Genomic DNA, 26,112 nt, shown 5'->3' with positions numbered 1-26,112 from the left:
CCGCCGAGTTCCGGCTACTTCGTGGTGGGGGCCTCGTCCGACGATGGTTCGTCGAGCGGGGCCTCTTCCGTCTCTCCGGGCGCCGCGGGTGCGGTGGGAGGTGCTGCGTCGCTCGCGTCAGCCGGTGCCGCATCGGCTGACCGACTCTGCTCTCCCTCGTCGCTGCGCGCGACGCCGGTCTCGGCGTTCTCGAACCGGTCGAGGTAGATCTCGGTGTCGGGGTTCGGGGAGTAGGAGAGCACGAGCATCGCGAGCACGAGGATCGCGACGATGAACGCGACGCCGGCGAAGATGAGACCGAGCACGAAGTCCTGCGTGGTGAGCAGCAGGATGAGCAGCACGAAGCCAGCCATCACGGCGGAGATGCCGAGCAGCTCGAAGGGCTTCATGAGCGCGCGGCGCTTGGGTTGAGTCACTGGGGAATCAGACTTTCTTGGTGAGTTCTGGCTTGACGGCCGGCGCATCCGCGAGGATGCCGCGAAGGGTGATGCCTTCGATGACCAGCAGCACGCCGAGCACTGCGAGGTAAGCGCCGACGTAGCCGACGGTCTGCACGGATGCGGTGAGTGCGCCCTCGACCTGCTCGAGCCCGCCGTAGTCGACGCGCAGGTCGGGAGGAACGATCGCGACGAGGAGCCCGAGGAGGACCGTGACGGCGCCGGTGATGAGCACTTCACGCGAGAAGAATTTGGTGGCGCGTCCGACCCGGGCGCTGACCAGTTCGAGGGCGCCGGTGACGAGCGCCCAGGTGGCGACGGTCGCGATGAAGGCGGCCGCAGTCGCGTGCTCGGTCTCTGCCGTGCCCATGAAGAGCGCGAAGCCGCCGGCGAGCGCGGAAATGATGGCGCGCACGAACGTGAGGGCACGGGCGGGGTGGTCTTTGAAACCGACGGCTTCGAATCCGATGAGTACGCCGGAGGCGAGCGCGAAGGCTCCGAAGGTCACGAATCCGAACGGCGCCGAGTGATCTTGGGAGAAGGTGATGACGGCGGCGATGATCAGCGCGGGGAGGGCGCGGGCGATCATCGACATCCACAGGCGTTCCGGGACTGCTGTCGGCCCCACTTGCATCGTCATCGTTCGCTCCTCACGATCTGCGGCCAGTCTACCCAGTGGGCTCATGCGCGGTTCCCGGGCCGAGGCAGCCGTCACCGTGTTGCAACGTTGCTCTCGTCGGGCCCGGGTGACGCGGTGGCCGGCGGCTCACTGGCGTGACCTCCGCCTCCTGAGCGATACCCCCGCTGACCGCCAGCTACCCCGCAGCCGACAAGCGAATTGCCGCCCGCAGAGTCGCAGCAAGGATCGTCTTCCGCGCGTTTCCATGCGGGAGGCGCGGCGCGCTCTGCCAGATCGTCAGCCAGGCCTCACTCGTTGCTTCTTGGGCGTGGTCCGCTCGATCCAACATCCGAAGAGCCAGCGCGTACATTGCGGGGCTCAGCGCATCGTAGAGGCGGGAAAGCGCCGCCCGGTCACCACGCCCCACGAGCGCGAAGTCGGCGTCGAGTCGCTCATCCCCGGGATCTGGCACCCCGTCTGCGATCGGCATTGTCGGGCTCAGGATGCTCATCGCGCCACCCCTCGTTCCCGCAGACGAAGCGATGCACATCGACTCGTCATCAACATGGTGCCCTCCCCTCGTCTGCGTGCCGAGTCGGAGCAGTCCGCTGCGAGCCCCGATCATTTAGTTAGTTAACCTACATAGATTTCTATTTCGCTGTCCCGGAATCTCCTGACAACCAAGGTTCCGAAGCACCCCCAGTGGGTCGCGCAACAGAGACAACCCTGGGGATGCTGGTACCAGCATCCCCAGGGCCGTCGATCGCGGCAACACTGCCGCCGTCAGTCAGTCAGAGCGAAAACGGCACGACGAGCGTCACCCAGGCGAGCGGCGGCCCGATGAGAACGATGACTGCCGAGTACCGGAGGATGCGCTGGTAGAAGGCCGATGGGTCGACATTCTGGGCGTTCGCGAGCACGAGGGCTCCGTTTGTCGAGAACGGCGACACATCCACGACTTTCGCGGCAATGGCGACCGCGGAGATCGCCATCCCGGCAGCGACCGGGCTGCCCTCGATGAGCGGCATCAGCATCGGGATCGCGATGGCGATCACCGCCGTCGAAGACGCGAACGCGGAGACGACACCCGCCATGAAGCAGAGTACGAGCACGCCGATGAGGGGCGAGCCGAGGCTCCCGATACCGGCGGCGACCCACTCGATGGCTCCCGCCTCCTCCACGATGCTGATGTAGGTGATCATTCCGGCAACGAGCAGGATCGTCGACCAGCTGATCCCCTCGACGGCTGCACTGAGGTGCTTCTTCTCGATGAAGGCGATGAGCGTGCCCGCGCCGAGCGCGAGGATTCCGATGTCGAGGTGGAAGATCATGGCGCCGAGCGCGAGCGAGACGATCGCGACCAGCGTGAGGATCTGCGCCGGGGTCGCACGGAGCCGCGGAACCTGGAGCGTCTGCGTGAGCGTCATCGTCGAACCCTGCGTCGCGGTGTCGACGGAGATGTTGCCGGTCGCCGGAACGCGGGGGCCCTGCACGCTGCCGCCGCCGCCCGAAGAAATGCCGTCGAACTTCGCGGCGTCGCGAGATCCCGAGAGGCGCTTCTTGTAGGAGAAGAACAGCTGGGTCAGGATGGCGATCAGCGTGGAGTAGACGAACGCGGTGCCGAACAGCACGGTCGGTGAGAAGCCGGGGGTGTCCCCGACCATGCCGCTCACCAGGAGGCCGAGCACCGAGATGGGCGAGAGCGAGCCAGCGAGGGCTCCGTAGACGACCGTCATGCCCACCGGCAGGGGATCCATGTTGTGCTTCGCGGCGAAGCTGAGCGCCACAGGGGCGACGAGCGCAACCGCCGCCGGCGGGAATGTTCCCATCGCCGTCAGCAGGGTCGCCACTCCGAAGAGCACCCAGGGCACCAACGCGGTCCGGCCGCGGACCATGCGCACGCCGTTGTCGACGATGAGGTCGACGGTTCCGTTCAGCTTCGCGACCGCGAACAGGTAGGTGACTCCAACGATCGTGAGGAAGAGGTCAGCGGGGAAGCCCGCGAGCAGGTCCTTCTCGCTGAGGCCGAGGACGAACGTACCCACGAGGAACGTCCCGATGAAGCCGAGTATGCCGATGTTGACGGGGCGTAGCGTCGCGATGACGACCATCGCGAACAGCGCCAGGATAGAGATGAGTTCTGGTGACATCGTTGTCTCCCAACGGGGGTTGCAAGCCGCACCCACCCGCTCGGGAGTGAGATGCGGCTCTTCTGATTATGAAACGAGGAGGGGTTCTTCGAACAGCTCGGCCGTGTGGCTCGGCAGCTGCTCGATGGGGAGGGCAAGCGAGGCGTCGGCGAGCCGGCGCGCGGACCGACCGATACCGACGGCGGGCGACCCGCCGTGCTGCCCGAGACGGGTGCTGATGACGCCGGACGGGGTGCGCATCGAGACCGACTCGGCGACGCTCGGGCTCGCGACGCGATGCACGACGGTGCCCGGCGCTGCGGCCGCGAGCGAGAGCGCGACACTCCCGGTGATCGCGAGCGCTGGATGCGCCTTCCCCATCGACATCATGGTGACGCCGAAGCTGTGGTCGTCGGCGCTCGGCGGCGAGACGATGGCGAACTTCGGTACCGCCTTGCTGGCCTGGGCTGGGGTCGCAGCCAGGCCCATCCGGACAGCCCCCTCGCGGCGGATGGCATCGATGCGCGCGAGCAGATCGGGTCGCGCGTCAATTTCTGCCGGAGTCTCCTGGCCGGTCAGCGAGAGGCCAGACGCCTCGACCACGACAACGGGCGCACCCGCATCGATGAGTGTGACCGGCACGCCGTCGATCTCTTCGGCCGGGGTGCCTGACGGCAGCAGGCTGCCGGTCGTGCGTCCGGCCGGGTCGACGAACCACAGGACCACCTCGAGCCCTGCGTGCGGGACACCCACGATGCGCGCATCCCCCACCTCACTGAAGGAGCCCCCTGGGGTTGGCACCTCGGCGACGATGGTCTGACCGGTGTTCGTGTTGTAGATGCGCACTGCCGTGCGGTCGCCGCGAGGCACGACCCAGCCCGCGTGCAGGGCATAGGGCGCGATAGCGGCCGAGCAGTTGCCGCAATTGCTCGACCAGTCGACTCGCCCGTCGGCCAGGCCAACCTGCGCGAACGAGTAGTCGACGTCCGCGTCCGCGCGACTGCTTGGCGAGAGGATGACCGCCTTACTCGTCGTCGAGGTTCCGCCACCAATGCCGTCGATCTGACGCTCGTCCGGGCTCCCGTAGAGGCGCAGGAGTACGTCGTCGATCGGGGCACCGACCTGCTCCAGGTCTGCACGCGAGAACACCCAGCATTTGCTGGTTCCGCCCCGCATCAGCGTTGCTGGTATCTCCACCATTGGAGCCTCCTTCTGTGTCAGCTCCAATGCTCGACCGGATGCGAGTACAGGAAAAGCGACAAAGAATGGAGTGCGGTTTAGTAATGCTTAAATGTCAGTATCTGCGCTTGATCAGCACTTATTTCGAGGTATCTCCGTTTACGAGTCTCATGGACCTCGATGTGCCTCAACGATCGCTACAGCGAGTTCAGCGGAATGTGCCCCGGCGGTACACTCACCTCAGGGAAGAGGTGCTCATGTACGACATCCGTCGGCTCTCCATGTTGGTGATGATCCTCGATTGCGGCTCGGTGACCGCGGCGGCGAAGACGCTCGGCTACACCGTGTCGGCCCTCTCGCAGCAACTGCAGCGCCTCGAGCAGGAAGTGGGGCAACCGCTGGTTCGTCGTCAACCCCGCGGCGTAATTGCGACGGAGGCTGGGGCACTGCTCGCGGGCCACGCCAGATACGTGCTGCGGCGGATGCGCGCGGCGGAGTCCGAGTTGGAGGAGCTCGCGGGGCTCCAGCGCGGACGCGTGTCAGTCGGAACCTTCCCGACCGTCGGCACCACCCTCATGCCCATGGCCATCAGTCGTTTCCGGCGCGAATACCCCAACGTGCAGCTCGAGGTGCACAGCGCACGGTTCGACGAGCTCGTGGCATCACTGCAGGAGAACAGCATCGGCATCTCGCTGCTGTGGGACTACGAGTGGAACCGCATCGACGAACCCGACCTGTCGCTGACTCCACTGCTCGAAGACCCGACCGTGCTCGTCGTCTCCGACGACCACCGGCTCGGCCGAACGCGCCACGTGAACATGTCGATGCTGCGACACGAAGACTGGATCGTTCGCAAGAGCGGTCACCCGGTAGCTGAGGTGCTCGAGCGGAGCTGCCGGAGCGCCGGATTCTCACCCAAGATCGCGTTCGAAGCAAACGACTACCAGGAGGCGCTGGCGATGGTCAGCGTTGCCCTCGGGGTGGCGCTCGCCCCCAGAACGGCCGTTGTGTCCGCGCGGCCGGGCGTCCGAATCGTCAGCCTCGGGCAGGAGGCACCGTCACGACGCATCGTGATCGCCCACCGCAGCGATCGCGTTCGCCCACCAGGCGAGCACGCGATGCATCAGATCCTCGTGGACGTCGCGCGCGAGCACCTCCTCGCCGACCGCCCCTCCTGAGTGCTCACCCCGCCTCGAAAACGGGCCCGCCGGCCAAATCGAGCAAGCTCAGCGCTTCCATTGCAACGAGCTCCGGCTCGGTGGTCGGCACGAGATGACCGGACTGCTTCGCCGGAACGTGCACGGCCCCGGGATGCCTCGCGGCCGTCGCGCGGTGCGCCTCGATGAGCGGCAGCCGCGTGCGATCGGTGCGTGTCTCGAGCATGCCGGAGATGACCCGAATCGGGGTCAAGCCCAGCAGCGGCGGGCGGGAGCGGAGCCCTGCGAGCTCGCTCGCAACGAGACGCTGTTCTGCGGCCGCCGCGCGAGCCGCGGTAGGCGTCGTCGACGCATCCAGCACTCGCTTCGCCTCTCGCGCATCCATGCCTTCGACGAGACCCCGCAGCTGCCGACGCAACACGCCGAACCTGGCGGCAGGCTCAAGCACGGCCGCCGATGCGGCGAACACACGCCGCGTGGACGGGCGGAAGTAGAGCGCCGCGTGCTCGTCGCTCTGGTCGACGAGCACCAGCCCGTCCACCACCTCGCCGGCGGCGACCCTGCGAGCCGCGAGGCGGCGAATGATCGGCCCGCCCCAACTGTGCCCCACGAGAACGAGGCGCGAGAAGCTCTGCGCGTCCACCACCGCGGCCAGGTCATCGGCAAGCCTGTCCAGCGTGCGCGGCTCCGCATCCGGTGCGCTCTCGCCGTACCCGGCGCGGTCGTACGCGACAACCCGGACGCGCTCCGCCAGCATCCGATGCACGCGCCCCCAGTACAGACCGCTCGCGCCGAGGCCTGCCTCGAGCACGACAAGCGCACCAGTGCCGACGGGCCCGCCCGCGAACGTACGCAGCCGCCTGCCATCGGGCGTGGTCACGAAGGCCTGGGAGTCGATCACCGGGGCATGCTCTCACGCTGCCCAGGCCACACGCCAGGGGCCAACATCGGCCACCGGTGCGAGGATGAACCCCGTGGACATCGAATTCGCGGCCATCGAAGCCGGCACCGTCGAGCTGCACGACGCGCGCCGCAAGCTGCGCAGGCGCGTGGACCTCGAGCCGTTCGAACTCGGCGTGTACGCCGTCACTGAGTCTCAGCTGGGTGAGCTGCTCGGCGAGGCGCGTGCCGACGGGAACAGTCACCCGGACCGGCCCGCGACCGACGTCAGCTGGCTGCGCGCCATCCGCTTCTGCAACGCCGCCTCCGAATGGGAAGGGCTCGACCCCGCGTACTCGTACGACGGCGATCAGGTCACCTGGCACGTCGACTCCGACGGCATCCGGCTCCCCACGGAAGCCGAATGGGAGCTCGCGTGCCGCGCCGGCTCGACGGCCGCCCAGTACGGTCCGCTCGCCGATGTCGCCTGGACCAGCCTCGACGGCGTCACCAGCCCGCAGCCCGTCGGCGGCAAGCACCCGAACCTCAACGGCCTGTTCGACACCCTCGGAAACACGTGGGAATGGTGCTGGGACCTGCTCGACCCCGCACGCTACGACGACTACCGGGTGTTCCGAGGCGGTGGCTACGCCGACGACACGTGGAGCGTACGCGCATCTGTTCGTCGCGGCGGCGCACCCCGCATGCATCACGAGGATGTCGGGTTCCGCGTCGCCCGCGGCGGGTTTGACGCGGAGGATGCGGCCCAGGGCTGGTCCGCGCGCGCCGACCGGGAGCGCGCGACGACAACGGGGCCCACCCCGTTCGGGTGGACCCCGCTGCGCTGACCGGTCGTGGCAGGTGGGTGAGCTCGTCGGCTCAGACGGCGAACGCGATGACGCCCGTGATGAAGAGGGTGAGCAGGGTCGTCCACAGCACGATCGCGACCGCCTGCCAGACGAGCACGCGACCCTTCGAGATGCCGCTTCCCGCGAGCGCGGCAGCCGTGAAGTGGGTGGGGAGCAGCAGCGGGCCGAGCAGGCTCACGCCGGCGACGCCGTAGCGATTGAACGCGCGCTGGAACTTCTCGCGGTTCGCGGTCTTTGGCTTCGCATCCGCCGGCGACTTCGCGAAGCGCGCCCGGATACCGGCGCCGAGGTACACGACGGCTGCGACGGCGATGAAGTTGCCGAGCGCGCCGGCGACCGCCGCGATGACGGGGTTGATGCCACCGATGATGCCGATGGACGCGGCGCCCTCGCCCTCGATGAAGGGCACGGCACCTGCGAGGGCGACGATGAGCGGCTGCAGCCACTCGGGCAGCTGCGCCATGAGGTTCTGGAAGCCGAGGATGAGCTCTGCGATGGGGTTCATGGTGTGCCTTTCGGGCGTTGGGTCAAGCGGGTCGGACAGCGATTCGGGGGTGCTGCCGTGATGACTCCATTCCATCTGGGATGCACGCCTCACGGCAGTGCCGCGGCGTCACCAGGAGTCGTGAGGATGCGCGTGCCAGTTCGTGACATATGTCACGGGTCGTGGGGCCGCCCCTGCCCTACCGTTGGAGGATGAGCACTCCACGCATCGGCCAGATCGCGCTGGCTCGCGGGGTCACCGCGACCTGGTGGTACACGGCGGTCGGCGTGCTCGTGTTCGTCGGCTTCGCGGTGCTGTTCTGGGTGCTGTGGGCGTGGGTCTCCCCTGACCTGGAGACGCCGTGGCGCCTCCCGCTCACGGCAGCGGGCGGGGTCGCGTGGCTCGTCGCGGGCCTGCTGCTGCTCCTCGACTACCGGCCGAGTGTGCACGCGGCCCGAGATGGCGAGACGCATCGTCCGTCGCGCCTGCACCTACTGGGACTCGGGGTGGCGGCACTCAGCGCGGTCTGCCTGGGCATCGGCACCTCGTCGTTCCTCGCCGCGGTCGCCGTGCTCGGGTTCGTGGTCTCCGTGCGCCCGTGGACCCCCGGGGTCAGGTGGCGCGTGGTTGTCGGCGCGACGGTCGTTGTGGCGATCGTCATGTTCCTCGAGGCGAGGACGTTCGGGGATCGTGGGGTCCCCGCGGATGCCTTCGCTGCGCCCGCGTTCTTCGTGCTGATGACCCCCGCGATGACGGCCTTCTCGCTGTGGTGGTGGGAGATCGTGCTCGAGCTCGACCGGGCGCGCGCCGCCGAGAGCCAGCTCGCTGCGACCCGCGAGCGCCTCCGCCTCGCCAACGACGTGCACGACCTGCAGGGCCATCACCTGCAGGTCATCGCCCTGCAGCTCGAGCTCGCCGAACGTCTCCTTGAGAAAGACCCTGAGGCCGCCGCGGCGCAGATCCGGTCAGCCCTCGGCGCCGTCGACGAGGCGCGCGCGGGCACCCGCGCGCTCGCCACGAGCTTCCGCGGAGTCCCCCTCCCAGACGAGCTCGAGAACGCGGCCGACCTGCTGCGCGCCGCCGGCCACGACGTGCGGATGCACGTGGGAGCGGGTGCCGCATCCGCCCCCGCCGAGGTGCTCGGCCCGATCGTGCGCGAGAGCGTCACCAACGTGCTCAAGCACGGCGACGGGTCGCGCGCGCAGATCGAACTCACGCAGGAGGGCGGCTCGTGGGTGTACCGGATGGTCAACGACGCCGCCGACAGCCGCGCCGGCGCCGAGTCGGGTGCCGAGATCGCCTGGGGCAGCGGCCTCACTGGGATGGGAGAGCGGTTGCGCGCGAACGGCGGCGACGTCGAGGCGTGGAACGATGGCACAAGCTTCACCGTGCGGGTCCGCCTGCCCATCGCGGTGGGCGACGTCGTGACCCACCTGAAGGAGCGTGCATGATCCGGGTGCTGCTCGCCGACGACGAGGACATGATCCGCACCGCGCTCGCCTCGCTGCTGCGCCTCGAGGACGACCTCGAGGTGATCGCCGAGTGCAGCACCGGCACCGCCGCGGTCGAGGAAGCCCTCAGGCTGAACCCCGACATTTGCCTGCTCGACCTCGAGATGCCCGGCCTCGACGGGGTGGAAGTCGCCGAGCGCCTCCAGGGCCTCCCCGACGTCCGGTGCATCGTCGTCACGAGGCATGCTCGGCCGGGTGTGCTGCGCCGGGCACTGTCGGCGGGCGTCGAGGGGTTCATCCCCAAGTCGCGCCGCGCGGAGGAGGTCGCCGACATCATCCGTCGAGTCGCGGCGGGCCGCCGGTACGTCGACCCGGAGATCGCGGCGGATGCGCTCGCCGACGAGCGAAGCCCCCTCACCGACCGCGAGCTCGACGTGCTCCGCGCCGGTCAGCGCGGCGAGACGATTGCGCAGATCGCCCGCACCCTGCACCTCTCCCCCGGCACCGTGCGGAATCACGTGTCGTCGGTGCTGGGCAAGCTCTCCGTTGCGACGCGGCAGCAGGCGACCGTCGTCGCCCGCGAGCGCGGCTGGATCTGACACAAGATGGCCGACCGGCAGGTGGACCTCAGGCAGGCGTACGACCGGATGCTCGCGAGCATCGGCCCGCAGAGCTGGTGGCCCGCAGAGACGCGCGTCGAGATGATGGTCGGCGCGATACTCGTGCAGAACACGAGCTGGCGCAACGTCGCACGCAGCATCGATCAGCTCCGCGGGCGCGGGCTGCTCACCGCACGACAGCTCGCAGACGCAGACCCGCACCTGCTCGCACAGCTGATCACTCCCAGCGGGTTCATGACGGCGAAGGGTCCCGCATTGCAGCGCCTCGCACGCTGGATCTTGGATCACGGGCCGGAGGAGTCGTCCCACAGCGAGCTCGACGACACCGCGCTGCGCGCATCCCTCCTCGCCCTGCGCGGCATCGGCCCGGAGACGGCGGACGTGCTCATGCTCTACGCCTTCGACCGCGCGGTTTTCGTCGCCGACTCCTACGCTCGGCGTCTGTACGAGGCGCTCGGCAGTCCAGCACCGAACGGCTACACGAAGTTTCGCGCTCTCGGGACCGCCGACTGCGCTCGAGCAGGATTCACCCTGCTCGAGCACCAAGAGCTGCACGCGCTCATCGACGAGTTCGGGAATCGTGTCAGTCGCGGAACCCACCGCTACGAGCAGGTGACCTAAGCAGCACTCCCGCGACGACCGGCAGCCACAAGTAGGTGGGCCAGAATCCGAGGCGCTCCCACACGCCACCCCACTCCCGACTGGCCGCGGTCGCGAGAAATACGACGGCGCCCAAGAGCGAAACCGCGGCGGCACTCGCCAAACCCACCGCCAGCGCCCGGTTCGATGCCCAAAGCCCGACCGCGAGGAATGCCAACGCGATCGGCGCTCCCACGAGCGAGGGCAGCGCCACGAGCGAATGCAGACCGAGGTCGACATCGAGCGGTACGAGTCCCGTCGCCACGGTGCTGACACCTACTGCAACCCAGATGACCGTCGCCGCCAGAATGGCGCGACCGCGGGGCAGAGCTCTGTGCAAGAAGAGGGCCCCGACGGCGATGAGGAGTCCGAAGACGACGAAGCTGCCGTTGAGCAACGGATGCAGCGGCGAGCACACCGATACTGGTCCGGCCGGGTACACGATCTCCGTGCAGGTCACGGCACCGAGGTCGCTGATTGTCTGGTCGCCAAAGCTGTACGGGACCGTCGACGCCGCGGCCACGATGAGCTCGATGAGCACGTAGCCGGGCTGCACCATCCAGGCGATGGCACCGATGAGGATCATTGGGTGCAAGTGAGGCCCTTGAATCGCCATGCTTGCTGTCTAGCCCACTCACCTGGCGATGCACCCGACGCCCGACGTCCGACGTCCGACGCCCGACGTCCGACGGTCTCGGGATGGGTTCCTCATCTGCGGATGGGTTGCAAGCCATCCTGAGATGAGGAACCCATCCCGAAACTCGAGGGGCGGGCCGGCAGTCGAGCTGAGCCGACCAGCGTCAGGCCGTGAGCCGCTCGAGGACGTGGCGCAGCAGCGGCCACTCGGCCGTGCCCCGCAGGTAGGCGGCGGATGCGCGCAACATGGGCGGGTCCTGCATCCGCACGATGCGCACGTTGTCTCGTTGCTCGCGGGTCAGGGGCAGCATGCCGACCCCGAAGTCCGCGGCGATGAGGTCCTCGACGAGGCCAAGGTCGTCAGATTGGTGGGTGACGTTCGGTTCGTAGTCGGCGAGCGACGCGAGCACCCCGATGGCGATCTCGTCGGCGTCGTTCCTCGAGTTCCCGATCCACTCCTGCTCCCGCAGCGCGAGCATCAGCTCGACGTTCGGCAGCGCCTCGGAGCCCCCGCCCGGCAGCTGCGCCGCGACCCGATCCGGCACCCCGATGCCCCACTCCCCCTGCCACAGGCGTACCTGCTCGTAGCCGGCCGGGATGCGCAGCGGCGCGAGCGTGTAGTCGTAGACCAGGGCGAGGTCGATACGCCCGGCGTCGACGAGCGCGAACGCCTCGTCGGGCTCCTGTTCCTCGAGCACGAGCCGCACGCCGGGGTGCGAGGCGGCGAGTTCCCGCATGATCGGAAACAAGGCGCGGGCGGCGGTCGCGAAACCCGCCACACGCAGCGTGCCCTGCGGTTCTGCGCTTGGGTCGAAGTCGCGCTTCGCCTCGTCGAGGCTCGCGAGGATCCCGGATGCGCGAGCCGCGAGCCGCGAGCCGGCGGCGGTCAGCCGCACCCCGCGTCCGACACGCTCGAGCAGCCTGGCGCCGAGCTCCTGCTGGAGGAGGGCAAGCTGCTGCGAGACGACGGACGTCGTCGTCAGGTGGTGATCGGCGACGGCCCGCATCGAGCCGAATCGCTCCAGGTCCACGAGGTACTCAAGCCGCCGAGTCTCCATGTGTGCTCCTCCGACGTTCATAGTCGCGGTCGCGACCCACTCCCGATTGTCCGTTATCAACGAACAATGTGTTCGCGAATCTCGCGTGGACACGGACGCAGGCGAGCGTCATCCTGAGTCCATGACGACGTCCACGCTCGCACCCGCATCCCGGGGCTCCGCACGGTCCGGCACGCTCATGACGATCGGCGCGATGCTGTTCGTGCAGCTCGGCCTCGCGCTCAGCACAGGGCTGTTCGAGCAGCTCGGACCGCTCGGCACCGGGTGGATCCGCCTCGTCTTCGCGGCGGCCCTCGTGCTGGTCATCGTGCGCCCGCGCCGCGCCTGGTTCACGCGCAGCAGCCTCCTCGCGTGCGTCGTACTCGGGGCCGCGACCGCGGGCATGACGCTGCTCTTCACGCTCGCGATCGACCGCATCCCGCTCGGCACCGCGGCAGCCCTCGAGTTCCTCGGCCCCCTCGCGGTCGCCGTGCTGCGCAGCCGAGGCCGCGCACTGCTCTGGCCGCTGCTCGCCGCGGTTGGCGTCGTCTTCCTCACCGAGCCCTGGACGGGGAGCATCGATCCGCTCGGCGTTCTCTTCGCACTCGCGGCGGCGGTGTGCTGGGCCGTGTACATCTTGTGCACGCAGCGCGTGGGCGACGAACTCAGCGGCGTGCGGGGCCTTGCCGTGTCGATCCCGGTCGCCGCGGTCATCGCGAGCATCATCGCGGCACCGACCACCGTTCCGCTCCTCACCTGGGAGGCGGCACTTGCCGGCCTGGGCCTCGCCGTGCTGCTGCCGACGGTGCCGTTCATGCTCGAGATCCAGGCGCTTCGCCGCATCACGGCAGCTGCCTACGGCACGCTCACGAGCCTCGAACCCGCCGTCGCACTCGTCATCGGGCTCCTCCTGCTGCACCAGGTGCCCGGCGTCTTGCCCGCGGTCGGGCTCGTGCTGGTCATCGTCGCCGGCATCGGTGTCGAGCGATCAGCCGGGCGCGCAACCGCGCCCGCGACGGCCACCCCAGAGGCCCCCGGTGCCGCGTCGTCGGCGACCCCGGCCGCGGCCTCAGGCGCCGGCGAGACGCCCCTTCAGCGCAGCGAGCTCCGCACCGGTGAGCCCGCCTGACTGGAGGTAGGCTGCCGAGCCTCCCTGCGCATCCACCCACTCGAGCGCGTGCTCGATCGCCGAAGGCGGCGTGGCGGCCACCAGGTCCTTGATCTGATTAGTGAGCGGAAGCCCGTACTGCGCGACCATGCCGTACATGCGCTCAGCCCACTCGCCGGAAAGATTTGTGCCAGACGAGGCGTAGTCGGCGACGATCGCCGAGCGCTCGACGCCCACCGCGTCGAGCACCAGGGCCGAGCCGATGCCCGTGCGATCTTTGCCCGCCGTGCAATGGACGAGCACGGCCGTCGGCGGGTTTTCCGTCGCGTTCGCGACGAGACGCGCCAGCTGCGCGAACGACGTGGCGCCGTGCTGGAGCATGTCGACGTAGAGAGCTCCGAGCGACGGAATCTGCGCGAGTACAGCGTCGACGGCCTTCGCGCGGGCCTCAGGGTCGCCGCCCTGCGCCGTCGACTGCAGCCCTTGCTGGACCAGCCCGGTCACTGCGCCTTCGAGCAGCGGCAGCTCGACGACGTTGAAGGGACGACTGACGGGCAACCGGTCTGGCGCCATCTGACGTTCGGACGGCGTGCGGAAGTCGACGATGGTGCCGATGTCGCTGGCCGCGAGCTCCTCGAGTCCCTTCGGGGTGAGCGAACCCAGCGCGTCGGACCTGTAGAAGATGCCGGAGTTGGTCGTGCCGCCGGATGCCAGCGGCAGGCCGCCGGTGTCACGAAAGTTGAAGGTGCCCTCGAGTGATGTCGCCGTCGTCATGCGATCAGCCTAGGCCGGAGCAGGGCGCTGCCCCGCGCATCCACACGAGAGAACCACCTTCGTTGCGCCGGGAACCTGCATATCCCGTATGGATGCACCCCGGAGGGAGGCCGATCAGAGCCAGGTGGCGACGAGCCTGGAGCGTGCGGATGCATGCGCCAAGAAGCACTCGCGCGTCGCGGGGGCACGTGGCATCGTTGGCTCATGTCGTCGTCCCCCGATGCTGTCGGCCCGCGAATCCCCCGCGCGGGCTTCGACATCGTGCGCCTCGGTATCGCCTGCATCGCCGGGTTCAACTCGGCGTGGATCACGGTGCTTGTCGTCGTGCTCGTGCGCGGCTGGCACCCGGTGGGCGACCTCGTGGCGCTGAGCGCCTTCGCGTTCTCTGCCGCTTCTTCGCTCGCGTACCTCGTGCACACGCTGCGGGTGTTCCGGGGGCTGGATGCGGAGCGTCTGCGGGAGGTGCTGCTCGCGACGAACCCGGCGGGTCGCTTCGGTCGCATCGGGGCCGTCATCTCTGGCACGGGCCCGACGATCGCCGTGCAGTGGTCGATCATCGCGATCGGCGCCGTGCTGACGTTCACACTGTGGCCCGGCCTGCTCTCGGAAACCACGACGGTGCTCTTCAGCGTGCTCGTGGTGGCCGCTTCCTGGTCAGTGACGATGGTCGCGTACGCCGTGCACTACGCCAGGTTCGATGCGGCGGCGGGCGGGTTCGACTACCCGGGCGACGACCACGGCCGCATCTTCTCGGACTACGTGTACCTCGCCGTGCAGGTGCAGACGACCTTCTCGACCTCGGACGTCTCGCTCACCCTGCCCGGGAGCCGCCGCCTCGTGACCGGCCACACGCTCGTGTCGTTCGCGTTCAACACCGTCATTATCGCGATGCTCATCACGGTGCTGTTCGTCAGCGGGTAGCCCTCGTCACGCGCTGCGGTTGAGGATGAAGACCATGCCGACCAGGTTCAGCAGGAAGTGGGTCGTGAAGGCCCAGAAGAAGCCCCGCGTCTCCTGGATCGACTTCGCGAGGTAATAGCCGAGCCACGCCGACATGATGGCGCCGATCAGCCCGTTCGGCGCGACGCCCCAGTAGTGGATGACGCCGAACACGAGCGCCCCCATGACGAGGCCGTAGACGCGCGAGGTCGTGAGGTCGGCGCCGACGGTCACGTAGGGCAGCCGGAAGATCGCCTCCTCAGTGAACGCGTTGGCCGCCGCGAAGGGCACGACAAGCGCGAGGTAGACCCAGTTGAAGGTGTAGCCGCCCGGCAGCAGCTGGAAGTAGGTGGTGACGCCGATGATGGCCGCCATGATGAGGGCGATGGGCAGCGCATCCTTCTCCCACCTGGTGCCGAGGGAGACGCCCAGGAACGGTCGCATCTCGCCGATGCGGCGCGGGCGCAGGAAGTCGAGCTTGGTCTTCCTCGCGAAGACGAACGTTGCCGCCAGCGCCAGCGCCACGACGGGGAGGGCGCTGAGCTGGTAGTTGAGCATTCCGTTGACAACGTCGCTCTCAAACGGCGTGAACGAGAACAGCGGCGCGCTCGACGCGAGCAGCAGGAGGCCAGCCACTCCCAGCATGACGAGGGTGAAGAACACGAGTTTCACCCGGCTCGTGGTGGTCGGCCGATCCCGTCGCGCCGTGCTCATGCGCTGGCTCCCGTCGTCTCGTCACAACTTTAGTACGATCGTACTAAAGTAGAGCTATGAGCAACAGTGACAGATCACCCCGAGGGCGCGGTACGGCGGGCGGCCGGGCCCGCGGGGCACAGATCGAGCGCGCTGCCGCCGAGGTGCTCGCCGAGCTCGGCTACGCGGGCGCATCCGTCGCTCGCATCGCCGAGCGCGCCGGGGTCAGCAAGGGCGTCGTCACCTACCACTTCCCGAGCAAAGATCAGCTGCTGCGACAGGTTGCCCTGCGGCTGCTGCAGGGATGCGCCGAGCACGTCGCGTCCGCAAGCGGCGCATCCCGCACCCCCGCGGCGAGACTCCGCGCGGAGATCAGTGCCGAGCTCGAGTTCTTCTCGCCGAGGCGCGTCGAGTTCCTTGCAATGGCGGAGGTGCTCAATAACCACCGCGAGGCCGACTTCGGTCGGGCGTTTGACGAGGTCGCCGCCGGCGAGACCGAGGCGCTGGCCGAGCTGCTCTCAGAGGGGCAGGCCGCCGGACAGTTCCGCGCGTTCGACGCGACCCAGGTGGCGCAGCTCATCGCGGCCGCGAAGAACGACGTGCTCGAGCGCTGGGCGTCCGACAGCAACCTGGAGCTCGCGCCCATGGCGGCCGCCCTGCTCGACTTCGTGGAAGCCGCCGTCGTTGCGAAGTAGCGGGGTGACCCGGCATACAGCTCGCCGTGTCCGAGCTACGCGCGCCGGCGCCGGAGTCCCATCAGCCCCGCGACTGCAAGCGCGAGGAGGCCAGCCCCGCCGGCCACGAAGCCCACGATGGTGAGGAATCCAGCCCCGATGTTCGCGTCGAGGGCCGTCGGGTCGGTGATCAGGTGAGCCCCCGCGAGCGCGAGAAACCCAAGGGCGAGCAGCACGGTTCCGGTCATCCGCATGCGGCCTCCTTGACGTCGGGTCGGTCACTCCAGCCAACAGCATGCTCGGATGAGAAACCCGAGAGCCCGGTCAGGGCGCTCCTCAGCGGATCTTGCGCCAGTAGAGCACGTTCGCGACGAGGTAGGCGGCGAGCAGAATGCCGGCGCACCAGGCGAGCGCGACCCACAGGTCCCCCGTCACCTGCTGTCCCTCGAGCAGCTGGCGGATGCTGTTGACGATGGACGTCACGGGCTGGTGCTCGGCAAACCAACGCACGGGCCCTGGCATCGTCTCGGTGGGCACAAACGCCGAGCTCACGAACGGCAGGAAGATGAGCGGATACGAGAACGCGCTGGCGCCCTCGACGGTCTTGGCCGAAAGCCCCGCGAGCACGGCGATCCAGGTGAGGGCGAGCGTAAAGAGCACGAGCATCCCGGCGACGCCAAGCCACTCGAGCACACCGGCGCTCGACCTGAAGCCCATGAGGAAGGCGACGCCGACGACGACCGCCACCGAGACCAGGTTTGCGACGAGCGAGGTGAGCACGTGTGCCCACAGCGCCGACGACCGCGCGATGGGCATCGACTGGAACCGCTCAAAGATGCCGCCCTTGAGGTCGAGGAAGAGCCGGTACGCCGTGTAGGCGACGCCGGACGCGACCGTGATGAGCAGGATGCCGGGCAGCAGGTAGTCGACGTACGCGCCGGCACCGATGTCGATGGCCCCACCGAAGACGTAGACGAACATGAGCAGGAAGGCGATCGGCATGACCGCCGTCGTCACGATCGTGTCGGGGCTTCGCAGCACGTGGCGCAGCGAGCGCCCCGTGAGCACGGCGGTGTCGCCGAGGAAGTGCGTGGTCATGATGCGAGCTTCCGTTCCGGGTTTTGGTCGCCGACAACCGTGAGGAAGATCTCCTCGAGCGTCGGCTGCTTCTCGACGTACTCGACCTTCGCGGGCGGCAGCAGCCGCTTGAGCTCGGCGAGCGTGCCGTTCGCGATGATGCGGCCCTCGTGGAGGATCGCGATGTGGTCGGCGAGCTGCTCCGCCTCGTCGAGGTACTGGGTCGTGAGCAGCACGGTGGTGCCCGAGGCGGCGAGTTCGCGGACTGCCGCCCACACGTCGAGCCGAGCCTGCGGGTCGAGGCCCGTCGTTGGCTCGTCGAGGAAGACGATCGACGGGTCGCCGATGAGGCTCATCGCGATGTCGAGGCGGCGGCGCATGCCGCCCGAGTAGGTACCGGCCCTCCGCCCACCTGCCTCGGCGAGCGAGAACCGCTCGAGCAGCGCATCCGCGACCTCGTTGGGTCGTCCGACATGCCGCAGGCGCGCAACCAGCGCGAGATTCTCGCGTCCCGTGAGCACCTCATCCACCGCCGCGAACTGGCCGGTGAGACTGATGGCCGCCCGAACGCGTGCGCCCTGCGTGACGACGTTGAAGCCGTCGACGGATGCCGAGCCGCCGTCGGCACGCAGGAGGGTCGAGAGGATGCGCACCAGGGTGGTCTTGCCCGCGCCGTTCGAGCCGAGGAGGGCGAAGATGCTCCCCCGCTCGACCGCGAAGTCGACACCGGTCAGCACGGCGAGGTCGCCGTACGACTTGGTGATGCCATCGACGACGATGGCGGGTTGGACGGGCATGGCTACTGCTCTCGCTCCGCGTCCTCGACGGCCTTCACCAGACGAGCGCGTTCCTTGTCGATCCACTGCTTACCTGCGTACGACTGGCCGAACGTCTCGGCGAAGTCGACCGGGTCGCTGCCGACGATGTCGTGGACGGGCGTGCCGTCGGCGGCCGCGCGCTCCCAGAGGTCGGCGAGGTCGACGTTCATCCGCACCATGAGCCCGCCGTCGGTCATGCCGCTGTAGTACATGAGGTATCGCTGGATGGCTTTCGCGACGTTCGCGTACGGTTCCGGCAGCGCGTCGAGGCGAGCCTGCGCCTCCTTGTACTGCTTCTTCTCTTCGAGCGAGCCCGTGAGGGCCTCGATCCACTTGGCGGTCATGTCAGTTTTCCCTTTCATTGGCTGTGCCGGTGTCGGCGGATGCTCCGGTGGCGGTGGCGCCGCGGAGCTGCTCGAGGCGTTCGGCGAGGAACCCCCAGGTGCGCCAGAACTCGGCGAGATACTCGCTGCCATCTGCGTTGATCGTGTAGACCTTTCGAGGCGGCCCCTTCTCGGAGGGGACTTTCTCGACGTCGACGAGTCCCTTCTGCTCGATGCGCACGAGGAGCGCATAGACCGTGCCCTCGGCGATGTCGGCGAAGCCCTGCTCGCGGAGCCAGGTCGTGATCTCGTACCCGTACGCGGAGCGTTTGGCGAGAATCGCGAGCACGATGCCCTCGAGCGTGCCTTTGAGCATCTCGGTTGCCTGTTTGCCCATGGTCACCCTCTCTACTCAGTAACGATGACTACCAGTAGAAAGTAACACTGAGTACCGGTACTTAGCAACAGCAAGAACCGTGCGTGAAGCCTACGTCCAGGCCAGCAGAAATCCTCAGCTTCGGCGACATTCACCGATGTATCGTCGGGTGTCGTCAGGTATCGGCAGTCCCCCTTTGAAAGGAATGCTCATGGTCACCCAGCACCACACCCCCGGCGGACTCGGCTTCGGCCTCCGCGAAGCCGTCGATGAGATCCGCGAGAGCTTCGCGTCACGCCCGACGGCGGCTCGCGCCGGCCGCGGTGATGTGCGAACCGCACTTCTCGTCGCCCTGCTCGAGGGCCCGCAGCACGGCTACCAACTCATCCAGGCCATCGAGGCTCGCACGAGCGGGGCCTGGAAGCCGAGCCCCGGTTCGGTCTACCCCACGCTCCAGCTGCTCTCCGACGAGGGCCTGGTCGTTCCGGAGGTCTCCGGCGAGCGCAAGGTCTACGCCCTCACCGAAGAAGGACGTGCCGTTGCGGTCGACGCCTCGGCAGGTGACCTCCCCTGGGAGTCGCCCGCCGCTCGCCGTGCGGAGCGTGCCGCGACCCTGCCGAAGGCTGGCGCTCGGCTCGCGCAGGCAGTTGTGCAGGTGCAGAGCAGCGCGACTCCAGACCAGGCCGAACGCGCAGCGGCACTGCTCGACGAGACGCGGCGCAAGCTGTACTCGATCCTCGCCGAGGACTGAGCGTGACGGATGGCCCTGGCCTGACCGACGAGCGGGCCGCTGCGGAGATGTCGGCGGCAGCACCCGTAACGACGGCAGCCTCGCTCCGCGCCGCGGCAGCGAGCGTCAGCGGCCGCCCGACCAAAGCCGAGGCGCCGAGCACCGCGGATGGTCGTGCCAGGTATCGCAGGATTGTGTGGTTCGCGCAGCGAGCCATGGTGCAGATCTGGTGGTTCGAGATCTTCCTGCCGCGCATCCGCCTCGGCAAGCTCTCGGAGCGGGGACGCACGGCCCGCATGCAGCGGCTCGCTCGACGCTTCCACGCCCTCGCGGTGGAGCTCGGCGGGCTCATGATCAAGGTCGGGCAGTTTCTCTCGTCGAGGCTGGATGTGCTTCCGCCCGAGATCACCGCTGAGCTCGAGGGGCTGCAGGATGAGGTCCCCGCGGTGGCCTTCCCCGCGATCCGCGCGCAGGCCGAGGCAGAGCTCGGGATGCCCCTCGGGCAGGCCTATGCCAGCTTCGACGAGACCCCCATCGCGGCGGCCTCGTTCGGGCAGGCGCACCGTGCAACACTCACCCCCGCCCTCGCGGAGGAGACGGGGTACACGCGCGTTGTTGTGAAGGTGCAGCGACCGGGCATCGAGGACCTCGTCGCGACCGACCTGCGGGCGCTGCGTCGGGTCGGGCAGCTGCTCAAGCGCGTCGAGCTGGTCTCAAAGCGAGCCGATGCGCCTGCGCTCGTCGAGGAGTTCGCGGCGACGAGCCTCGAGGAGATCGATTACATCCACGAGGGGTCGAGCGCGGAGCGCTTCGCGGCCGACTTCGAGACTGACCCTCGCGTCGGCGCCGCGCAGGTTGTCTGGGAGCGCACCGCCTCGCGCATCCTGACTCTCTCCGATGTCACGGCCATCAAGATCACCGACGTCGACGCACTTCGCGCCGCCGGCATCGACCCCGTCGAAGTCGCCAACGAGCTGGCGAGGGCGACGTTCCAGCAGCTGTTCGTCGCCGGCTTCTTCCACGCGGACCCGCATCCGGGAAACATCTTCGTGACCCCGCTCGAGACCCCGAGGCTTCCGGCGCTGACCGGCGCTGACGACGACGCCGGCACCGCACAGCCGTCGCCCGTCACGTGGGAGCTGACCTACATCGACTTCGGCATGATGGGCGTCATCTCCGACACCCTCCGCGCCAGCCTGCGACAACTCATCTTCGCGATCGTGTCGCGCGACGGGCCGGGGCTCGTGAAGTCGATGCGCAGCGTCGGCGTGCTCCTGCCCGCCGGCGACACCATGGAGCTCGAGCAGGCCATGACGGAGCTCTTCGGACGCTTCGGCGGCATGGGTGTGGCCGAGCTGCAGCGCGTCGACCCCGCCGAGCTCGGCGACTTCGCCGACCGCTTCCGAGACACGATCCGGGAGATGCCGTTCCAGCTCCCCGAGAACTTCCTCCTCATCATCCGCGCCATCTCCCTCGTCTCGGGCGTTACCTCGGCGCTCGACAAGGACTTCAATATGTGGGAGGCGGTCGACCCGTTCGCGCGCACCCTCACACGCGACGAAGGTGGCAACACCATCCAGGCTGTCGCGAAGCAGGCCGTCTCGGCGCTCGCGACCGCGGTGACGCTGCCGGGTCGACTGGATGCGCTCACGACGCGCCTCGAGGCAGGCCAGCTGAAGGTGCAGACGCCGAGCGTCGACCGCCACATGCGCTCGCTTGAGCGGATGCTGCGCGGTGTCGTCTCCGCGGTCGTGTTCGCCGCACTGCTCATCGCCGGGGTGCTGCTGCTGCCCCAGCTCGCGCCGCTCGGCATCGTGCTCATGAGCGTCTCGGCCGTCCCGCTCCTCCACGCGGTGAGCGTCGCGTTCGGCAGGCGGCGACGCTAAGGCCGAGCGGGCGCACGTCACCTCGGCTCGACCACACCCGTTTCGGGATGGCTTTCTCATCTCCGGATGGGTTGCAAGCCATCCCGAGATGAGGAACCCATCGCGAGACGCCGGGTACAGGCCTCAGACGGCGAGCTTGCCGCTCTTTGAGAGCTCCGGATCGGTGCACGACGAGAGGTCGAAGCAGCAAGGGCGACGCTTACCCGCCTCGAGCTTCGAGAGCCCCACCTCGATGCGGCGCTCGCGTGTTTTCACAACGCGCGTGGCGTTGATCCAGCGCACCCACTCCCACCGCGCCATCGGCGTGATGTCGCGCCAGGTCTCCGCGGATTCGGGCGCATCCGCGAGCGCAGCGGCGAAGTCCGCCGGCACCTCCGGCTCGGGCCAGTCGCCTCGCGGTCGCAGCTCGACGCCGACGTGTTCGCCAATCTCCGCGTGAGCCCCAAGTACGGCACCGACGTCGAGCCAATGCCCTCGGAGCCCGTCCGGCTCGATGACTGCCTCGATGGGAAGCGGTTCGCCGTCCGAACCGACACGAATCGAGCCGACGACCGCCACCTGCCCGCGCGAGGGCAGCATCCGGCTCGCATCATCTGGGAGTCGCACGATCCGTCGCTCAGCGCCGTCCACATCGCCGACTACCGGCACGCCCATGACCGCGCCCGAGAAGCGCACGGCACTCGTGTCGGGAACCTCGCTCTCGGCGGCCTCGACGCTTCTCTGCTCAGCCATACGAACAGGGTACGCCCGAGTCCGAGTGAACGAGCATTCCGTTAACGCACACGATCACGCGCCTCCGTCAGTACCCTGATTTCATGACCGACCAGCCCATCATCCTCATCGCGGCAGATGAACGCCTCGCGCAGATCGAAGCCGAGTTCCGTGCCAGATACGACCGCGACTACACGATCGTCACGGCGAACGATGCGCAGCGCGCACTGGATGAGCTCGCGCGGCTCGCCTCGAACGGCGCCGCGATCGCGATGGTGGTCTCCGACGTCGTCGTCGGCGAGACACCGGGCCCCACCTTCCTGCGCCGCACGCAGTCGATCTCGCCGACGGCACGGCGCCTCGTCCTTGCACTGCCCGGCCGCACCTACGCGGCCTCCCTCGACGACCTCCGCGAGGCGACCATCCGCCGCGACATCGACACCTTCACGGGAATCCCCATGGGCCAGCGCGACGAGGAGTTCCACACGATCGTCACCGAGCTACTCTCGGAGTGGGGCTGGTCGGTCGCCCGCCCCACCGTCAGCGTCATCGATGTCATCGCAGAGCCCCACGACCGGGAAGCCGGCCGCATCCGCGACCTCCTCGAGCGCCTCGGGTTCCCTAACCGCATCCTCACCCCCGACAGCACGGAGGGGGCGGCGCTCATCACGGCCGCCACCGCGGAAGCCACGGAGCCCGTCGCGCTACCGCTCGCGCGATCGTACGACGGCACGTACTTCCCGGCGGCGACGGCCAGCGGCCTCAACGAGCTGATCTCAACCCGCTTCGACACGGTTCCCGACGGAGAGGTCTCCGACGTCCTGGTCATCGGCGCCGGCCCAGCGGGCCTCGCCGCCGCCGTCTACGCCGCCTCGGAAGGGCTCAGCACCTCGGTCATCGAGCAGGATGCGATCGGCGGGCAGGCCGGGTCGAGCTCCATGATCCGCAATTACCTCGGCTTCCCGCGCGGCATTTCGGGCATGCGCCTCGCGCAGCGCTCACGCATCCAGGCTGGACGCTTCGGTGCCAAGTTCTACACGGGACGCTCGGTGAGCGCGCTCGAGCCCTGCACCCTCGACGGGGTCCCCAGCTACCGCGTCCGGGTCGGAGACGCGGAGCTCCGCGCGCGGACCGTGCTCATCGCGACGGGCGTCGCGTACCGCCGCCTCGGCATCGACTCGGTCGACGAGCACACGGGCGCCGGCGTCTACTACGGCGCGGCGACCTCCATGGCCCGTGAGATGCAGGACAAGGACGTCATCGTCGTCGGCGGCGGCAACTCCGCCGGCCAGGCGGCCGTGCACCTCGCGAAGTTCGCGAGACACGTGACCATCCTCATCCGTCGTGCCTCTCTGAGCGAGTCGATGTCCGAATACCTGATCCGCGAGCTCGACTCGACGCCCAACGTGTCGGTGGCCGGAAACAGCGAGATCGCGGACGGCGGTGGCCAGGCCGCCCTCGAGTGGGTGTCGGTCCGCGACCGCACGACCGGTGAGGAGCATCGCTTCGAGATCGGCGGGCTCTTCTGCATGCTCGGCGCTCAGCCCGACTGCTCGTGGCTGCCGGAGGGCATCGCGCTCGACAAGGCCGGGTTCGTGCTCACCGGCCGCGACGTTCCCAAGGAATCGTGGACGGATGGCATGCCTCCAGCGGACCTCGAGACGACCCTCCCCGGTGTCTTCGTCGCGGGCGACGTCAGGTCAGGCTCGATGAAGCGCGTCGCGTCGGCAAGCGGCGAGGGCGCATCCTCGCTCCCGCTTATCCACGCGCACCTCGCCGCCTTGCGCGCACAGGAGTTCGTCGCAAACTAGCCAGACCGGGCTCGCCCCGCTCGCCCCACTGGCCCCGCTCGCCTCTGTCATCGCTACGCGCCCAAGTCATCCCCGCTCACCACTCACAGGCATACGGGAAACGCACCTTCGTTCGCGAACGAAGGTGCGTTTCCCGTGTGGATGCACGGTGCCCGGGAGTCAGGAGCGGCGGCGGATCGCGGCTTCCTTGCGCTGCGCCTCGATCGTCGCGATGAGCGTGCGTGCGTCGTGCGCCCCACTGTGTCGAGTCTCGCCGAGGAAGAACGTCGGAGTTCCGCGCGCACCGCTGTCGAGGGCGCTCTGCATGTCGTCGCGGATGCGCTGCGGCAGCGCCTCGTCGAGCATGTCGGCGTCGAAACGGTCGAGGTCGAGCCCGAGTTCCTCGGCGTAGCCGCGCAGGTATTGCGCGTCGAGACGTTCCTGGTTGGCGAAGAGCAGGTTGTGCATCTCCCAGAACTTGCCCTGGTTGGCGGCGGCCTCGGCGGCGATCGCCGCTTGGAAGGCGTGCGGGTGGTAGTCCTCGAGGGGCAGGTGGCGCACGACGTAGCGCGCACCCCCGTCTTTGAAGTGCTCGCCGAGGTCCTGCCACATGCCTGTGGCGCGCGCGCAGAAGGGGCATTCGAAGTCGAGGTATTCGACGATCGTGACCTGCGCGTCCGGGTCTCCGAGCATGTGGTCGCGCTCGGGGTCGACGGGGCGCGAGAGGGTCGTCGGAAGGTCGGCACTCGTCTCGTTCAGCTTCACGCGCGCGAAGGTGAACGTGAGCCAGCCGATGACCCACGAGAGCACCATGGCGATGAAGACGCCGACGATGGCTTGGCCGGCGACATCGCCCTCGAGTGCCAGGGAGATGATGAGCAGCGACATCGTGAAGCCGATGCCGCTGAGCGCGGCGCCGCCGAAGACGCTGCCCATGCCGACACCCTGCGGGAGCGAGCCGAGGCCGGCGCGAACCGCGATCCAGCTGCCGAGCGCGATGCCCCCGAACTTACCGAGGACGAGTCCGGCAACGACACCCCACGTGACCGGCGAGGTGAGCGCGTCGCCGAGCATCCCGCCTCGCAGGTCCACGCCCGCGTTGGCGAGTGCGAAGATCGGCACGATGAACAGCGCGACCGGGCTGAGCAGCACCTCGTGGAGTCGCTCGTTGACAGAGATCGACTTGGCGAGCCCGAGGCGCACGTTCCTGGCGGCGTCGGCGCGGGGCGACTGCGTGAAGTCGCGGAAGAGTCTCTTTGCCCGCACGACATCCTCGCGTTCGGGGTCGGAGGCCGGAATGAGGAGGCCGGCTGCCATGCCCGCGAGCGACGGATGCACGCCCGAGGCCAGGGTTGCAGCCCACAGCACGACGATGACCGCGAGGTAGGGGGTGCTTCGCCATTCGTTGGCGCGGGCGAGGAGGAACAGCAGCACGAGGCACACGACGGCGATGCCGAGCGGCATCCACTGCACAGACTCGGTGTAGACGATGCCGATGATCGAGACAGCGAGGAAGTCGTCGACGACCGTGAGGGTCAGCAGGAACACGCGCAGCTGGCTCGACATCCTGGGGCCGACGAGCGCAAGCGCACCGAGGAGGAACGCGGTGTCAGTGCCGATGACAGCACCCCACGCCTCGGGGGCAGCACGGCCGGCGATGGCGAGGTAGATGAGGGCGGGCAGCACGACGCCCGCGACACCGGCGACGATCGGCACCAGCGCCTGACGGCGGTCGCGGAGCGAGCCGACGGCGAGTTCCTGCCTGACCTCGAGCCCGATGAGGAAGAAGAAGATGACCATGAAGCCGTCGTTCACCCAGTGGTGCAGGCTCATGTCGATCTTGAAGTCACCTATGCCGACGGCGGCGTGCGTCTCCCACAGATGCACGTACGACTCAGACCAGGGCGAGTTCGCCCAGAGCAGCGCGAAGACCGCGACGCCCACGAGTAGCAGAGCACTGCCCGATTCGGTGCGCAGTCGGTCTGCGACGAGCCGCACCCAATCCTGTTTCTGCGTGCCCAATAGCTCCCCCTCCACGTCGGCGGGGGTCTGTGCTCAGACCGCTCGCGCCGGATGG

The 26,112-nt window shown here is 68.5% G+C and carries 29 protein-coding genes; 11 read left to right on the top strand and 18 right to left on the bottom strand.

Annotated features, from left to right (window positions below; translation table 11 throughout):
• Positions 1-14: 14 nt before the first annotated feature.
• The 5 genes from ACPYN9_RS11040 to ACPYN9_RS11020 all read right to left on the bottom strand — a co-directional run bounded on the left by ACPYN9_RS11040 (position 15) and on the right by ACPYN9_RS11020 (position 4,385).
• Positions 15-416: a hypothetical protein gene (locus ACPYN9_RS11040; RefSeq protein WP_424466535.1), complete on the bottom strand. Its 402-nt coding sequence runs from the start codon at positions 414-416 to the stop codon at positions 15-17.
• Positions 417-423: 7 nt separating this feature from the next.
• Positions 424-1,077 (bottom strand): hypothetical protein, encoded by a 654-nt coding sequence (locus tag ACPYN9_RS11035; RefSeq protein WP_424466533.1) that lies wholly within the window; start codon positions 1,075-1,077, stop codon positions 424-426.
• A 175-nt stretch (positions 1,078-1,252) separates the two neighbouring features.
• Positions 1,253-1,546 carry a sigma factor gene (locus ACPYN9_RS11030; RefSeq protein WP_424466655.1) on the bottom strand — a complete coding sequence of 98 codons (294 nt, stop codon included), beginning with the start codon at positions 1,544-1,546 and terminating at the stop codon, positions 1,253-1,255.
• A 301-nt stretch (positions 1,547-1,847) separates the two neighbouring features.
• Positions 1,848-3,206, bottom strand: coding sequence for an SLC13 family permease (locus ACPYN9_RS11025; protein ID WP_424466532.1), 1,359 nt, complete (start codon positions 3,204-3,206; stop codon positions 1,848-1,850).
• A 66-nt stretch (positions 3,207-3,272) separates the two neighbouring features.
• Positions 3,273-4,385, bottom strand: coding sequence for a PrpF domain-containing protein (locus ACPYN9_RS11020; protein ID WP_424466530.1), 1,113 nt, complete (start codon positions 4,383-4,385; stop codon positions 3,273-3,275).
• A 236-nt stretch (positions 4,386-4,621) separates the two neighbouring features.
• Here ACPYN9_RS11020 and ACPYN9_RS11015 point away from each other — a divergent pair, with 236 nt between their 5' ends.
• Entirely contained in the window at positions 4,622-5,542 is a 921-nt protein-coding gene (locus ACPYN9_RS11015; protein WP_424466528.1) for a LysR family transcriptional regulator, read from the top strand.
• A 4-nt stretch (positions 5,543-5,546) separates the two neighbouring features.
• Here the strand turns inward: ACPYN9_RS11015 and ACPYN9_RS11010 are convergent, their stop codons facing one another.
• Complete coding sequence (locus ACPYN9_RS11010) at positions 5,547-6,422, bottom strand: alpha/beta fold hydrolase (protein ID WP_424466526.1); 876 nt, start codon at positions 6,420-6,422, stop codon at positions 5,547-5,549.
• Between the two features lie 64 nt (positions 6,423-6,486).
• Here ACPYN9_RS11010 and ACPYN9_RS11005 point away from each other — a divergent pair, with 64 nt between their 5' ends.
• Positions 6,487-7,248 carry a formylglycine-generating enzyme family protein gene (locus ACPYN9_RS11005; protein ID WP_424466524.1) on the top strand — a complete coding sequence of 254 codons (762 nt, stop codon included), beginning with the start codon at positions 6,487-6,489 and terminating at the stop codon, positions 7,246-7,248.
• A gap of 31 nt (positions 7,249-7,279) precedes the next feature.
• Here the strand turns inward: ACPYN9_RS11005 and ACPYN9_RS11000 are convergent, their stop codons facing one another.
• A complete protein-coding gene (locus tag ACPYN9_RS11000; RefSeq protein WP_424466523.1) occupies positions 7,280-7,774 on the bottom strand; it encodes a small multidrug efflux protein in 495 nt (164 codons plus the stop codon).
• Positions 7,775-7,965: 191 nt separating this feature from the next.
• On the opposite strand from ACPYN9_RS11000, the gene ACPYN9_RS10995 reads away from it, so the two are divergent.
• Genes ACPYN9_RS10995 through ACPYN9_RS10985 form a run of 3 tightly spaced genes read left to right on the top strand, consistent with a single transcriptional unit; the run spans position 7,966 to position 10,445 of the window.
• On the top strand, positions 7,966-9,204 hold the full coding sequence (locus ACPYN9_RS10995; RefSeq protein WP_424466521.1) for a sensor histidine kinase: 1,239 nt from the start codon (positions 7,966-7,968) through the stop codon (positions 9,202-9,204).
• The gene (locus ACPYN9_RS10990; RefSeq protein ID WP_424466519.1) at positions 9,201-9,803 is read left to right on the top strand and encodes a response regulator; all 603 of its coding nucleotides are present in this window, start codon (positions 9,201-9,203) and stop codon (positions 9,801-9,803) included. Before ACPYN9_RS10995 ends, ACPYN9_RS10990 begins: the two co-directional genes overlap by 4 nt.
• A gap of 6 nt (positions 9,804-9,809) precedes the next feature.
• Positions 9,810-10,445 (top strand): endonuclease III domain-containing protein, encoded by a 636-nt coding sequence (locus ACPYN9_RS10985; RefSeq protein WP_424466518.1) that lies wholly within the window; start codon positions 9,810-9,812, stop codon positions 10,443-10,445.
• Here ACPYN9_RS10985 and ACPYN9_RS10980 read toward each other — a convergent pair.
• Together ACPYN9_RS10980 and ACPYN9_RS10975 are read right to left on the bottom strand one after the other, a co-directional pair.
• The gene (locus tag ACPYN9_RS10980) at positions 10,408-11,079 is read right to left on the bottom strand and encodes a DUF998 domain-containing protein (protein WP_424466516.1); all 672 of its coding nucleotides are present in this window, start codon (positions 11,077-11,079) and stop codon (positions 10,408-10,410) included. The genes ACPYN9_RS10985 and ACPYN9_RS10980 overlap by 38 nt on opposite strands.
• 184 nt (positions 11,080-11,263) lie before the next feature.
• Positions 11,264-12,157 carry a LysR substrate-binding domain-containing protein gene (locus ACPYN9_RS10975; RefSeq protein WP_424466515.1) on the bottom strand — a complete coding sequence of 298 codons (894 nt, stop codon included), beginning with the start codon at positions 12,155-12,157 and terminating at the stop codon, positions 11,264-11,266.
• Positions 12,158-12,278: 121 nt separating this feature from the next.
• Here ACPYN9_RS10975 and ACPYN9_RS10970 point away from each other — a divergent pair, with 121 nt between their 5' ends.
• Positions 12,279-13,265, top strand: a complete 987-nt coding sequence (locus ACPYN9_RS10970) for an EamA family transporter (RefSeq protein ID WP_424466514.1) — start codon at positions 12,279-12,281, stop codon at positions 13,263-13,265.
• Here the strand turns inward: ACPYN9_RS10970 and ACPYN9_RS10965 are convergent.
• Entirely contained in the window at positions 13,206-14,018 is an 813-nt protein-coding gene (locus ACPYN9_RS10965) for a tyrosine-protein phosphatase (RefSeq protein WP_424466512.1), read from the bottom strand. The genes ACPYN9_RS10970 and ACPYN9_RS10965 overlap by 60 nt on opposite strands.
• Positions 14,019-14,222: 204 nt before the next feature.
• Here ACPYN9_RS10965 and ACPYN9_RS10960 point away from each other — a divergent pair, with 204 nt between their 5' ends.
• A complete protein-coding gene (locus tag ACPYN9_RS10960; protein WP_424466510.1) occupies positions 14,223-14,939 on the top strand; it encodes a DUF1345 domain-containing protein in 717 nt (238 codons plus the stop codon).
• A 6-nt stretch (positions 14,940-14,945) separates the two neighbouring features.
• Here ACPYN9_RS10960 and ACPYN9_RS10955 read toward each other — a convergent pair whose 3' ends face one another.
• Entirely contained in the window at positions 14,946-15,671 is a 726-nt protein-coding gene (locus ACPYN9_RS10955; RefSeq protein WP_424466508.1) for a CPBP family intramembrane glutamic endopeptidase, read from the bottom strand.
• Between the two features lie 56 nt (positions 15,672-15,727).
• Here ACPYN9_RS10955 and ACPYN9_RS10950 point away from each other — a divergent pair, with 56 nt between their 5' ends.
• A complete protein-coding gene (locus tag ACPYN9_RS10950) occupies positions 15,728-16,345 on the top strand; it encodes a TetR/AcrR family transcriptional regulator (protein ID WP_424466506.1) in 618 nt (205 codons plus the stop codon).
• Between the two features lie 35 nt (positions 16,346-16,380).
• Here the strand turns inward: ACPYN9_RS10950 and ACPYN9_RS10945 are convergent, their stop codons facing one another.
• From ACPYN9_RS10945 to ACPYN9_RS10925, 5 genes are all read right to left on the bottom strand, one after another.
• Positions 16,381-16,578, bottom strand: a complete 198-nt coding sequence (locus ACPYN9_RS10945; protein ID WP_424466504.1) for a hypothetical protein — start codon at positions 16,576-16,578, stop codon at positions 16,381-16,383.
• Between the two features lie 82 nt (positions 16,579-16,660).
• On the bottom strand, positions 16,661-17,422 hold the full coding sequence (locus tag ACPYN9_RS10940) for an ABC transporter permease (RefSeq protein WP_424466502.1): 762 nt from the start codon (positions 17,420-17,422) through the stop codon (positions 16,661-16,663).
• Complete coding sequence (locus ACPYN9_RS10935) at positions 17,419-18,198, bottom strand: ABC transporter ATP-binding protein (RefSeq protein ID WP_424466500.1); 780 nt, start codon at positions 18,196-18,198, stop codon at positions 17,419-17,421. Before ACPYN9_RS10935 ends, ACPYN9_RS10940 begins: the two co-directional genes overlap by 4 nt.
• A 2-nt stretch (positions 18,199-18,200) precedes the next feature.
• Positions 18,201-18,563 carry a DUF1048 domain-containing protein gene (locus ACPYN9_RS10930; protein WP_424466499.1) on the bottom strand — a complete coding sequence of 121 codons (363 nt, stop codon included), beginning with the start codon at positions 18,561-18,563 and terminating at the stop codon, positions 18,201-18,203.
• Between the two features lies 1 nt (position 18,564).
• Positions 18,565-18,939: a PadR family transcriptional regulator gene (locus ACPYN9_RS10925; protein ID WP_424466497.1), complete on the bottom strand. Its 375-nt coding sequence runs from the start codon at positions 18,937-18,939 to the stop codon at positions 18,565-18,567.
• Positions 18,940-19,129: 190 nt separating this feature from the next.
• On the opposite strand from ACPYN9_RS10925, the gene ACPYN9_RS10920 reads away from it, so the two are divergent.
• Both ACPYN9_RS10920 and ACPYN9_RS10915 read left to right on the top strand, forming a co-directional pair.
• Positions 19,130-19,669 (top strand): PadR family transcriptional regulator, encoded by a 540-nt coding sequence (locus tag ACPYN9_RS10920; protein WP_424466496.1) that lies wholly within the window; start codon positions 19,130-19,132, stop codon positions 19,667-19,669.
• Between the two features lie 47 nt (positions 19,670-19,716).
• Positions 19,717-21,534, top strand: coding sequence for an ABC1 kinase family protein (locus ACPYN9_RS10915; RefSeq protein WP_424466654.1), 1,818 nt, complete (start codon positions 19,717-19,719; stop codon positions 21,532-21,534).
• A 123-nt stretch (positions 21,535-21,657) separates the two neighbouring features.
• Here the strand turns inward: ACPYN9_RS10915 and ACPYN9_RS10910 are convergent, their stop codons facing one another.
• A complete protein-coding gene (locus tag ACPYN9_RS10910) occupies positions 21,658-22,266 on the bottom strand; it encodes a YdeI/OmpD-associated family protein (protein WP_424466495.1) in 609 nt (202 codons plus the stop codon).
• A gap of 83 nt (positions 22,267-22,349) precedes the next feature.
• Between ACPYN9_RS10910 and ACPYN9_RS10905 the strand changes: the two genes are divergently transcribed.
• Entirely contained in the window at positions 22,350-24,056 is a 1,707-nt protein-coding gene (locus ACPYN9_RS10905) for an FAD-dependent oxidoreductase (RefSeq protein ID WP_424466493.1), read from the top strand.
• Between the two features lie 159 nt (positions 24,057-24,215).
• On the opposite strand, the gene nhaA is transcribed toward ACPYN9_RS10905, so the two are convergent.
• On the bottom strand, positions 24,216-26,057 hold the full coding sequence (nhaA, locus tag ACPYN9_RS10900) for a Na+/H+ antiporter NhaA (RefSeq protein WP_424466491.1): 1,842 nt from the start codon (positions 26,055-26,057) through the stop codon (positions 24,216-24,218).
• Positions 26,058-26,112: the final 55 nt, after the last annotated feature.

It is taken from the genome of Pseudoclavibacter helvolus (assembly GCF_049707175.1).
Classification (GTDB): domain Bacteria; phylum Actinomycetota; class Actinomycetes; order Actinomycetales; family Microbacteriaceae; genus Pseudoclavibacter; species Pseudoclavibacter helvolus_A.
The sequence above is the reverse complement of the archived record's forward strand: the minus strand, read 5'-3'. Positions and strand labels throughout refer to the sequence as shown.